We start from the raw sequence: 11,004 nt of genomic DNA, 5'->3' as shown, positions 1-11,004 counted from the left end.
AGAAAGAGTCCTTCTTTAGGAAGAGAAGAGCGAAATTCCTTGTCGGGTAAGTTCCGACGCGCACGAATGGTGTAATGACTGGAGAACTGTCTCGGGGAGTAGCTCGGTGAAAATACAGTACCGGTGAAGATGCCGGTTACCTGCAGTTAGACGAAAAGACCCCAGAAGCTTTACTATAGCTTGGTATTGTTCTTGTTTTGTAACTGCGTAGCATAGACGGGAGACTTTGAAGTTTCGGTTTCGGCTGAGATGGAGTCGTCAGTGAAATACCGTTCTTTTGCGAGGCATGAACTAACCTCCACGGCAAAAACGTTGAGGGACAGTATCTGGTGGGTAGTTTTACTGGGGCGGTATCCTCCTAAAAAGTAACGGAGGAGCCTATTAAGGTTCTCTAGGCGCGAATGGAAACCGTGCCGATAGTGCAATGGCATAAGAGAGCTTAACTGCAAGACGGACATGTCGAGCAGGCGCGAAAGCGGAGCATAGTGAACCGACGATTCGCTTTAGATGCGGTCGAAGATTAACGGATAAAAGCTACTCTGGGGATAACAGGCTAGTTGCGCCTAAGAGTTCAAATCGACGGCGCAGTTCGGCACCTCGATGTCGGCTCAACTTATCCTGGTGGTGGAGAAGCTACCAAGGGTTTGGCTGTTCGCCAATTAAAAAGTTACGTGAGCTGGGTTCAAACCGTAGAGAAGCGGAAAATTTTTCGGCTCCTCTACTTGTTTGAATCCAAGGTTTAAGACATCAAAAGTTTTCGTTTTTGAAATATGATAGTAGAAAGACATCAATCAAATCACGGCGGCATTTTGTAGAAATACAAAATGACAAGCTGACTTATATCGGTGGAATCCTAACTTGTTAACAGCGAGTGGACGATACCGAGGGAACCGCGAAATAGTCGTGGGCCCGTAGAGACTAAACGTCAGCAGACTTATTAAATTTAAGTTGAAGCTATAGTCCAATGCGCGAAGTAATTCGTGGAAACATGCGTGAGACAGGTTGGTCTCCTATCTACTGCAGGCGTTGATTATTGAGAAGATTTGTTCCTAGTACGAGAGGACCGGAATGAACTGACCTCTGGTGTATCGGCTGTCGCGCCCGCGGCACCGCCGAGTAGCTATGTCGGGAATGGATAACCTCTGAAAGCATCTAAGAGGGAAGCCAGCTTCAAGATCAGTAATCGTTTGAGACTCCTCAAAGATGATGAGGTTGATAGGCTTTAAATGTAAGCACAGTAATGTGTTAAGTTGAGAAGTACTAATTAGTCGATTCCTATTAGGAAATTTGGAAGTCACAAAAAATAAAAAATTCTGTCGTAAGAAAAATCGTGTCCCGCCAATTCGCGTAAAAATTGTGCGTATTGGCGGGACACGAAATCTGTCTCGAAAGTTAGCAATGCTAATTTTTTCAGTTGGGGTGTGGCTCAAACTGGTGAGTGTCTGAATGTCCCCGGGTGACAACGTCCGGTCAAAATTCAGTCTTCGGCGGTTCGAATCCGTCCACCCCAACCCCCTCGTTCTTTTCTGTCTGTTTTAAGTTTCATTTAATTTCGGCATAAAGCCAAAAAATTAAATGCTTTCATTTGTTAGTTTGCTGTTGAACGTTGTGAGTTGGTGACTTGACGCGGAGGTCACACCTGTTCTCATTCCGAACACAGAAGTTAAGATCCGTAGTGCCGATGATACTCCATTGGGGGAAAGTAGGTAGTCGCCAGCTCAGAGCGTTCAACAAAATGAGCAAATAGATAAATGAAAACAAGTTTTAAGAAAAAGCATCCACCAGTTGGATGCTTTTTCTATTTCGCCACCTCTGGTACTATAAGGACAATATGTCCTGGGCAACACAACGAAAACTCCTCTATTTTTTAGTATTTCTTGCGGTTTTTGGAGTGGTTGTTTTGTATTTAACGTATCCTCTCTTAAACAAAGCTCCAACGTGTACAGACGGAAAACAGAATGGTGATGAGTCAGGAGTTGATTGCGGCGGAGCTTGTCAGCTTTTGTGTATCGAGCAGTTAGCAGAGTTGAACGTTAAGTGGGTGAGGTCTTTTGAGGTGAGCCGCGGAAATTACGATGTTGTGGCTTATGTTGAAAACAGAAATGTTGGCGCAGGGATAGAGAAACTTTTATATAGAGTTAAGCTTTATGACGATAAGGGTTTGTTTATTACTCAAAGGGATGGGAAAACTTTTGTTGGTTCAAATGGTGTATTCGCTATTTTTGAGGCAGGGTTGCGTACAGGGGAAAGTATTCCCAGGAAAGCATTCGTCGAATTTGAAGATATTTCTTGGTCTCGTACCGACCCCCGTTCTTCTGCTGTTAAAATCTCAATAAAAAATCAAAAACTTGAGAACGCTAGCACTACACCAAAGCTTTTCTCTGAGGTTTATAATGACTCCCTTTTGAATTTAAAAAACATTACTTTGGTCGCTCTCCTTTATGGTTTTGACGACAACGTTCTTGCTGCTAGTTCAGCAACACTTGATTCGTTAAAACCAAGAGCCTCTGACGATGTTTATTTTACGTGGCTAAAGTCAATCGAAAAAGATGTTGCTAGGATTGAAATTGTTCCACACGTTAATCCGTTTACTTTAAGTTTCTAATCTATGACAGTACTTCGCGGAATATACCAGAGAATTGATTGGGTCTTATTTTTTGCGTTGATTCCTATTATTGTTGCCGGGCTTTTAACAATGGACTCCTTTGTTGGAGACAAGGGGTATTTTGATAAACAAATTATATGGGTTGCTGTGTCATTCTCTGTTTTTTTCATATTATCGTTTTTTGACTTCCGTTTTCTTCGTAGAACAAATGTGATAATGGCAATTTTTCTTTTTGGTGCAGGCTTACTTTTGTTGTTGTTTGGGTTAGGGTCTGTAGCAAAAGGTGCGAAAAGTTGGTTTGATTTCGGAGGCTTCTCTTTTCAGCCTGCGGACTTCATGAAGATTGTTGTTATTTTAGTTTTGGCAAAATATTTTTCACGCAGACACGTTGAAATTGCTCACTTTAGACACATTATTGTTTCGGGAATTTATGCCTTTATTCCGTTTGTTCTAATCATGGTACAGCCAGATTTTGGCTCAGCAATGATAGTATTTTTAATTTGGTTCGGAATGATACTTGTTTCCGGTGTGTCGAAAAAACATCTTTTTGCAATACTTTTAGCCGGGGCCGTTGCGTTTGCAATTCTTTGGATTGCTGTGTTTGCTCCATATCAAAAAGCTAGAATACTAACGTTTATTCATCCACTTTCTGATATCCGTGGTGCAGGGTATAACGCTTATCAATCAACTATTGCTGTTGGCTCCGGTCAGATTATGGGCAAGGGGATAGGTTACGGCACACAGTCACGACTTAAGTTTTTGCCGGAGTATGAGACTGATTTTATATTTTCTGCTTTCGCTGAAGAGTGGGGATTTATCGGAGTTCTTTTACTTTTTGCACTTTACGGCGTTGTTGTTTGGAGAATTTTAAGTAATGCCATGCTTGGAGAATCAAATTTTGAAACATTGTTTTGTCTTGGTTTTTCTATCTTCATTATGAGTCACTTGATAATAAATATCGGAATGAATATTGGATTGCTCCCCGTGACCGGGATTACCGTGCCATTTATGAGCTACGGAGGTTCTCATTTGCTTGCCGAGTTTACTGGGTTGGGAATTATGATGGGGATGCGACGATATCAGCGCGCTGCTCATAGGGATACTGTTAAGAATGAGTTTTTTGGAATCTAGTACTCCCCGTAAACCTTTTTGGTTTCTCTAAGCATTCTTTGCGGAGAAAATTCCACCAAAACTTTCTCATGCAATCTTGAAGCTAGTTTTTCTGCCAACTCTTTGTTTTCTAGAAGTGTTTTTATCGCGTGTGATATTTCAGAAGGGGATCGCGGTTTAACCAAAAGACCGGTAACGTTATTTTCAATTACTTCCGGAATACCGCCAACGGCCGTTGCAACAACTGGGACCTTCGCAAGTCCCGCTTCAAGTAGAACATACCCCAAAGACTCAGTAATAGAAGTTAGTGTGAAGATATCAAACCCTGAGATTAACGAAGAAGCTCTTTCGTTAAAACCAAGCAAAAAAACAGCATCTTTTAGGCTCAATTCCGCTATTAATTTTTCTAAACTAGCCCTTTCCGAGCCTTCTCCAAATACAACAAAAATAACGTCCAACCCTTCTTTTTTTAGGAGAGAGATTGCTTCTATTGAAGAAAAAATATCTTTGTTTTTATTAAGTTCGGAAATAGTTCCAACAACAATTGTATTTTTACCAAGACTTTTCCCTGTATATTTTTCAATGAACGAACGAGACTCACTTCGCTCCGTAATACTCATTTGAGAGACGCTATTTTTTATAACAACTATTTTATTTTTAGCAAAAGGAAGATTTTTAATGCGAGTGGCTACGGCCTCTGATACCGCGATTGTTTTGTGTGAGAGTATTACTGTAAGCCAATGTAAAAAAGTAATTACAGCTTTTTCAATAATGGGACGGTCTTCGTTGAAGGCCCAACCATGAGCAGTAAAGACAATATTTTTTGTACCAACAATTCTTCCAGCCAGCGCCCCAATACCACCACCCTTCGAACTGTTCACGTGTAGTATCTCGGGTCGCTCTTTTTTTAGAAGTGTAATTATTCTGAAAAAAGCAATAAGGTCACTTAGTGGTTTTATATTGCGACCAAGCTCGGTGATAACCGAAGTTTCGATATTTTCAGATTTAAATTTTTCAACCAAAAGACCAGGAGTTCCAGTGATAAGAGATATTGTGAATTTCTCTCGTGAGAAATAAAGGCCTAGGTCATAGACATATCTTTGCGCTCCACCCCAAGTTCCTAGTGTCACCAAGTAACATATTTTAGGGTCTGTTCCGTTATCTTTATTGTATTGCATTGTATTTCGGGCAAATATAGTATTCTATATATCATTATAAACAAATGAGCATTATCAACAAAAACGAGCCAATAATACTATTTTTAGGCGATATTGCTGTTTTTTATGCTTCTTTGTGGGTGGCTTTTTTGTTGCGTTACTCCACGATTCCAGGCGGTACTCTATTTAAACAACACCTGATGGCCTTTTCGTTGCTTTTTGTTGTTTGGATTTTTGTTTTCTTTATTCTCGGTTTATACAACAAAAGAGTATTTTTTTTCAAAAATCGACTTCAGGCGGTTGTTCTAAAGGCATACATAGCGAACGGGATGGTCTCTTTAGCCTACTTTTACATAGTACCCTTTTTTGAGATAAACCCGAAAACAACACTACTATTTTATTTCGTTGTTTCTTTTACGTTTATGCTTTTTTGGCGAGTATATTTGTCGAAGTTTATTCTTTCAAGAGAGCGTGAAAAAGCGATATTGATTGGAGAGGGGGAGGAGATGCACGAACTTAAAGACGAGGTAAACAGTAATGATAGATACGGCCTTTTTTTTAAAGATGTTTTTGATTTAAGTACAACATCTTCTGACAATTTCAAAAAAGAAGTTCTTCGGGCTGTTAACGAAGATGGTGTTGGAACTGTAGTCGTGGATTTGCGAAACATTAAAGCCGTTCCCGTTTTGGCCAGTATTTATAATCTTATTTTTACCAAAGTTCGTTTTGTGGATATCAATAAAGTTTATGAGGATGTTTTTGATCGAGTACCGCTTTCGTTTGTTGGTCATGACTGGTTTATTGAAAATATTCCTTCTACCCCAGAAATAACTTACGACATACTGAAGCGTTTGATGGATATTGTGTTGGCGCTTATTTTAGGAACTTTTACTTTAATAATAACTCCATTTGTGGCGCTTGCTATTAAGTTGGATGACGGAGGAAGGGTGTTCACAAAACAAGAGCGAGTAGGGCAAGACAATCAGAAGTTTTTTGTTTTTAAGTTTCGTACCCTTGAACGCATAGAGGAAGGTGTTTGGCACAAAGAGAGTAAAAATAACCCAACACGTGTAGGAAAAATCCTCCGCACAACAAGTATTGATGAGTTGCCACAGATATTAAATATACTAAAAGGCAACCTTTCTTTTATTGGTCCACGCTCTGATTTGGCTAGCCTTGAAATAAGACTACGCGAATCGCTATCTTATTATTCTATGCGTTATATTGTGAGGCCGGGTATTTCTGGGTGGGCGCAAGTTAATCAGCAATATGCCCCTGGGCATATCAGTCCACAGACGATTGATGAAAACAGGATTCGTCTTGCGTATGACCTTTACTACGTGAAGAATCGTTCGCTTATGTTAGACTTGATTATCGCGCTAAAAACAATACAAACACTTTTGTCGCGAACGGGAAAATAAAAAACAAAATGAACAAACACACTATTTTTATTGCTGGTGCTGCTGGATATGTCGGAGCCATGCTTTGTGATCAATTTTCAAAACGAGAAGATGTTGATTTGATTATTGGTCTTGATAAAGAAATAAAACCGAAACTTTTAGAGGGGAACGAGAAAGTTTTTTGGATTACGGGAAATACAAGCGACGGGTTGTGGCAAGAAAAAGTTTCAGAGAAAAACCCAGATGTTGTGATAAATGTTGCCTGGCAGATTCGGGAAATGTATGGCAAAAAAGAAAAACAATGGAAGTGGAACGTTGAAGGTTCTGACGCTGTTTTTGATTTTTGTTTTACTAATTCCTCAGTTAAAAAATTAATTTATTTTTCCACCGTATCTTCTTACGGTGCTTTTTCAGACAATTCGCTTGAGCATTATTTCAAAGAGGAAGAGCCATTCAGAGAGATGGAGTATTTGTATGGAGTTGAGAAAAAGGTTGTCGAAGAGCATCTTAAAGAAAAGTTTAACTCCGCTAAGTCTAAAGGACAGAACGTGCCACAGGTTTTTGTTGTTCGTCCGGCAGCGATAACAGGACCAAGAGGGCGTGCAATGGAGGGGCGTTTTGGCCTACAGTCTGCGCTTAGTGGCAATCTTAAGGGTTCGTTTGTATATAAAATAGTTACTCTCCTGACAGCAGTTGTTCCAGCAACACCAAAATGGTGTCGACAGTTTATTCACGAGGACGATGTTGCAGACATTGTTACTTTGTTCACATTTAATGATTTAGATGGTGAGTATGAAGTGTTCAACATCTGCCCTCCTGGACAATCTGTCTTGTCGCACGATATGGCTTCCGCTGTAGGGAAGAGAGTTGTGATTATTTCACCACTACTTGTTCGTGTTGCGTTTTTTATACTGTGGCATTTGAGTCGTGGAAAGATTCCTACGTCACGTGGCGGTTGGAAGTTCTACTCTTACCCAGTTGTTGTTGATGGCACCAGACTTTCAAATCGTTATGGTTTTAAATATAGTAGCGAACCACTAAAGGCTTTTGTGGAAAACAAAGGTAGGTACGCAAAATAAAAAGCTTCGCAGTACATGGATTTATATTTCTTCAATCTTTTAAATGGTTTAACAATTAAGTATCCAATGCTTAATCCGCTATTTGCTTTTATGGGCGACGGTCTCGCTTATCTTGCGATTGTTATACTTTTTTATTTTCTCTTGGTGCACAAAGATAAAAAGAGGGGAGCACAAGAACTTTTGATGATGGTTCTAGTTGCGGGCTTTGCGTGGTTTTCTGCTCATTTTTTTAAAAGTATTTTTGATACGGTTCGTCCCTTTGTTTCAATGACAGAAGTTGTTCCTCTTTTTCCCCAAGACGCAGATGGTGCTTTTCCATCTGGGCACGCAACATTTTTTTCAGCATTAGCTATGATGATGTGGTTTTATCATAAACGTATTGCCGTAAGCTTAGGTGTAATTGCGGTTATTATTGGGTTCGGGCGTGTCATCTCAGGTGTTCATTTTCCAGGGGATATTTTGGGTGGTTACGTTCTTGGGTCGGTGATTGCGATAATTATGTATTTCCTCACCCAAAAGTTTTTCGGATTAAAGTCTGGGGAAAAAGAAAATTAAACAGAAAACAGTGCAATTTACAGCAAATACTGTCAACGGCTTGAAAAGACCATTAAAATAGATATAATACCCGCAATGTTAAAAAGGAGATTAGTTGCGGTTTTTATACTATTGGCCGGTTTCGCAATCGGCTACTTTGTCTATTCTTCAGAGGGAAGATTGGCCGGTGAGCGAAATCTACCCCTCGCAAGTTCGTTTTCTAAGTTTCCATTTAAGTTAGGTCTAGATCTTTCTGGTGGTAGCCATCTTGTTTATCAGGCAGACACCTCAGCCCTTAAACCAGAAGAGATTAAAGATGCAATGGATTCACTCCGTGATGTTATCGAAAGGCGCGTTAATGTTTTTGGTGTTGCTGAGCCAATTGTGCAAGTTGAATCAAAAGGAAACCAAGTTGGTGACCAAAGACTAATTGTTGAGCTTCCTGGTGTGACAGACGTAAAGCAGGCAACTGCTATGATTGGACAGACCCCAACCCTAGAATTTAAAACTGAGAGACCTGAAGGTGCTGAAAAAGATGCAATCATAAAGGCATATCAAGAGTATGAGAGTACCAAAAATTCCGGAAGCCCAGTTATTAGTCCTCTCCTTTTCCAAGACCCAATGTATGTTTCAACAACACTCACTGGACGCTTTTTAGAAAGAGCTTCTTTGCAGTTTGATCAAACAACAAGAGTACCGACAGTATCATTGCAGTTTGACGAAGAGGGCTCTGATTTGTTTGCAAAAATTACAAAAGAAAATATCAATAAAACAGTTGCTATCTACCTAGATAACCAGCCAATTTCAACGCCGGTTGTACGCGAAGAGATTAGGGGAGGACAGGCAGAGATTTCGGGAAACTTCACTCCACAAGAAGCAAAACAGCTCGTCGGGCGCTTAAATTCGGGAGCTTTACCAATTCCAATATCATTACTTTCGACCGAAACAATCAGTGCTCCGCTTGGGCAAAAAGCCCTTGCCGATGGCGTTAAGGCTGGCCTCGTTGGTCTACTTGCTGTAGCAATTTTCCTTTTGGCTTGGTACCGACTTCCAGGACTAATCGCGGTTTTGGCTCTTTGTGTCTATGTCGTAATCATGCTCGCAATGTTTAAGTTGTTTGGAATAACACTTACCGCAGCAGGTATTGCAGGATTTATTCTTTCTGTTGGTATGGCCGTTGACGCAAATATTCTTATTGCAGAAAGAACAAAGGAGGAACTACGCGCAGGGAAGACAATATCAAATGCTATTTCAGAAGGATTCGTTCGCGCATGGTCTTCAATTCGTGATTCAAACATTTCAAGTATCATTACTGGAATTATGCTTTTCTGGTTTGGAACAAGTTTAATTCAAGGTTTTGCTCTTGTTTTTGTTCTTGGAGTTTTGGTGAGTATGTTCTCAGCTATCACCGTTACACGCAGTTTCTTGATGGCTCTTGGTATTGAAGACGCGGGAACATTTACTAGATTTATTTTCTCCAGTGGCGTTAGTAAGGGTTAATTTATAAATACTATGTTTATCATCAGATTACGAAAAATTTTCTTCACAATCTCGGCGCTCGCAATAGTAGCATCGGTTTTTGCAATTTCATTTTATGGCTTTAATTTTGGGATAGATTTTAAGGGTGGTTCACTTATTGAAGCATCATACGAAAATACGCGTCCAGATATCTCTGCTTTAACGACTAGTTTGGAAAAAGTTATTCAAGGTGCTCATGTACAACTTGCGGGGGAGAAGGGTGTTTTTGTTCGAACAAAAGACTTAACCGAAGCTGAGCACACTGCTGTTTTAGGCGCCTTAACTATCGACAAAAATGTGGCGACAGAGGAACGTTTTAACTCAATAGGGCCTGTTATTGGAAAGGAATTGCGATCTAAAGCTTGGATGGCAATCACCGCAGTTATATTGGGCATAATGCTCTTTATCGCTTTTGCTTTCCGAAAGGTGTCACAACCAATTTCTTCTTGGAAGTATGGATTTGTCACAACTATTTCTTTGGTTCATGACATTATTATTCCAACTGGTATTTTTGTTTATCTTGGAAAAGAAGTTAACTCTCTTTTTGTTGTGGCTCTGCTTTCTATCTTGGGTATTTCTGTGCACGACAAGATTGTTGTTTTTGACAGAGTTCGTGAAAATCTCCGCCTACGTCTCTATAAAGACTTTTCAGAAACTGTCGGTAAAAGTTTGGAACAAACATTTGCTCGTTCAATTAACACTTCCCTTACGATCTTGGCAGTACTTTTCGCTCTGTTCTATTTTGGACCAGAAACGACTCGCGACTTCTCACTTCTTTTGTTCATCGGAGTTGCTATCGGTACATACTCATCAATTTTCTTCGGCGCACCTCTTTTGGTCTGGTTTGAGAAGCTACAACTAGGGAAGGGGAATAAGTAGATTAACCTTCTAAAGTTTCAACAAAAAATCCCCGCGTGTGCGGGTTTTTTTGTTGAAACTTCTTTTGTTTAAGTACTTCGCGTAACTTGGTTTTTTTGGTACCAAAACTGCCTTATTTTAAGCCAAATTTTCCCAAAAACCAGCCAAACTAAAGCCTAAAAACTAGTACCTAAACCCAGCTTGACTTCCATTTTAGCCTTGTATACAATGCCTTTCAGCGTCTTAGAAGGACGCTCGTGTTTTTGTTCGTTGTAAATTGAATAGAGAGAATCCACTAAAAATTGCAAAAAGGCGCAAAAGTATTTTTTCTTTTGTTCCGTCTAAAGTTTCCGACATTAAAATATAGGATCGTCGGAGATTTCTTAAAATAGAGTTTGATCCTAGCTCAGGATGAACGCTGGCGGCGTGGATAAGGCATGCAAGTCAAACGGGTGCATCACATTGAGTACGAGTTAAATTTAAAATTTCTAATTTAAAATTTAAAAATAATGTCAAAATGTTTTAATTTTAAAATTAATCCATTAAAAATTATTTAAAAATTAAGAATTTGAAATTAAAAATTTACATCGCGCCTAGTGTGATGCACCAGTGGCAGACGAGGTAGTAACACGTAGGAACGAACCTAGAAGTCAGGAATAATCCATCGAAAGATGGACTAATACTTGATAGTCCCGTAAGGGTAAAGATTTATCGCTTCTAGATCGGCCTGCGAAGTATCAGCT

General features: G+C 39.8%; 8 protein-coding genes, 1 tRNA gene and 3 rRNA genes. 11 read left to right on the top strand and 1 reads right to left on the bottom strand.

From position 1 onward, the window contains the following. The 5 genes from WC724_03690 to rodA all read left to right on the top strand — a co-directional run. A 23S ribosomal RNA gene (locus WC724_03690) occupies positions 1 to 1,285 on the top strand; the annotation flags it as partial. A 130-nt stretch (positions 1,286 to 1,415) separates the two neighbouring features. Further along, positions 1,416 to 1,511: transfer RNA gene (locus WC724_03685), tRNA-OTHER, on the top strand. 101 nt (positions 1,512 to 1,612) lie between these two features. Continuing rightward, positions 1,613 to 1,719, top strand: a 5S ribosomal RNA gene (rrf, locus tag WC724_03680). A gap of 112 nt (positions 1,720 to 1,831) precedes the next feature. After that, a complete protein-coding gene (locus WC724_03675; GenBank protein ID MFA6078087.1) occupies positions 1,832 to 2,605 on the top strand; it encodes a hypothetical protein in 774 nt (257 codons plus the stop codon). Positions 2,606 to 2,608: 3 nt separating this feature from the next. Further along, positions 2,609 to 3,736 carry a rod shape-determining protein RodA gene (rodA, locus tag WC724_03670; protein ID MFA6078086.1) on the top strand — a complete coding sequence of 376 codons (1,128 nt, stop codon included), beginning with the start codon at positions 2,609 to 2,611 and terminating at the stop codon, positions 3,734 to 3,736. Here rodA and WC724_03665 read toward each other — a convergent pair. After that, entirely contained in the window at positions 3,733 to 4,893 is a 1,161-nt protein-coding gene (locus tag WC724_03665; protein MFA6078085.1) for a glycosyltransferase, read from the bottom strand. The two genes, rodA and WC724_03665, sit on opposite strands and share 4 nt — an antisense overlap. Positions 4,894 to 4,937: 44 nt before the next feature. Here WC724_03665 and WC724_03660 point away from each other — a divergent pair, with 44 nt between their 5' ends. The 6 genes from WC724_03660 to WC724_03635 all read left to right on the top strand — a co-directional run. Beyond that, positions 4,938 to 6,293 (top strand): sugar transferase, encoded by a 1,356-nt coding sequence (locus tag WC724_03660; GenBank protein MFA6078084.1) that lies wholly within the window; start codon positions 4,938 to 4,940, stop codon positions 6,291 to 6,293. An 8-nt stretch (positions 6,294 to 6,301) separates the two neighbouring features. Next, positions 6,302 to 7,351 carry an NAD-dependent epimerase/dehydratase family protein gene (locus WC724_03655; GenBank protein ID MFA6078083.1) on the top strand — a complete coding sequence of 350 codons (1,050 nt, stop codon included), beginning with the start codon at positions 6,302 to 6,304 and terminating at the stop codon, positions 7,349 to 7,351. A 15-nt stretch (positions 7,352 to 7,366) separates the two neighbouring features. After that, positions 7,367 to 7,906 (top strand): phosphatase PAP2 family protein, encoded by a 540-nt coding sequence (locus WC724_03650; protein ID MFA6078082.1) that lies wholly within the window; start codon positions 7,367 to 7,369, stop codon positions 7,904 to 7,906. A gap of 75 nt (positions 7,907 to 7,981) precedes the next feature. Further along, positions 7,982 to 9,385, top strand: coding sequence for a protein translocase subunit SecD (gene secD / locus WC724_03645; GenBank protein ID MFA6078081.1), 1,404 nt, complete (start codon positions 7,982 to 7,984; stop codon positions 9,383 to 9,385). A gap of 12 nt (positions 9,386 to 9,397) precedes the next feature. After that, positions 9,398 to 10,282, top strand: coding sequence for a protein translocase subunit SecF (gene secF, locus WC724_03640; GenBank protein ID MFA6078080.1), 885 nt, complete (start codon positions 9,398 to 9,400; stop codon positions 10,280 to 10,282). A gap of 362 nt (positions 10,283 to 10,644) precedes the next feature. Continuing rightward, positions 10,645 to 11,004 (top strand): 16S ribosomal RNA (locus tag WC724_03635); the annotation flags it as partial.

It is taken from the genome of Candidatus Paceibacterota bacterium (assembly GCA_041661305.1).
In the GTDB taxonomy this organism is placed as follows: domain Bacteria; phylum Patescibacteriota; class Minisyncoccia; order Phycocordibacterales; family VMEP01; genus VMEP01.
Note: the sequence above shows the minus strand (reverse complement) of the source record. Positions and strands in the feature narration are given on the sequence as shown.

Excerpts from the sequence above, each read along its gene's own strand:
- WC724_03665 (MFA6078085.1), bottom strand. The coding sequence starts at position 4,893 with ATGCAATACAATAAAGATAACGGAACAGACCCTAAAATATGTTACTTG.
- WC724_03675 (MFA6078087.1), top strand. The coding sequence starts at position 1,832 with ATGTCCTGGGCAACACAACGAAAACTCCTCTATTTTTTAGTATTTCTT.
- WC724_03655 (MFA6078083.1), top strand. The coding sequence starts at position 6,302 with ATGAACAAACACACTATTTTTATTGCTGGTGCTGCTGGATATGTCGGA.
- WC724_03650 (MFA6078082.1), top strand. The coding sequence starts at position 7,367 with ATGGATTTATATTTCTTCAATCTTTTAAATGGTTTAACAATTAAGTAT.
- rodA (MFA6078086.1), top strand. The coding sequence starts at position 2,609 with ATGACAGTACTTCGCGGAATATACCAGAGAATTGATTGGGTCTTATTT.
- secF (MFA6078080.1), top strand. The coding sequence starts at position 9,398 with ATGTTTATCATCAGATTACGAAAAATTTTCTTCACAATCTCGGCGCTC.
- secD (MFA6078081.1), top strand. The coding sequence starts at position 7,982 with ATGTTAAAAAGGAGATTAGTTGCGGTTTTTATACTATTGGCCGGTTTC.
- WC724_03660 (MFA6078084.1), top strand. The coding sequence starts at position 4,938 with ATGAGCATTATCAACAAAAACGAGCCAATAATACTATTTTTAGGCGAT.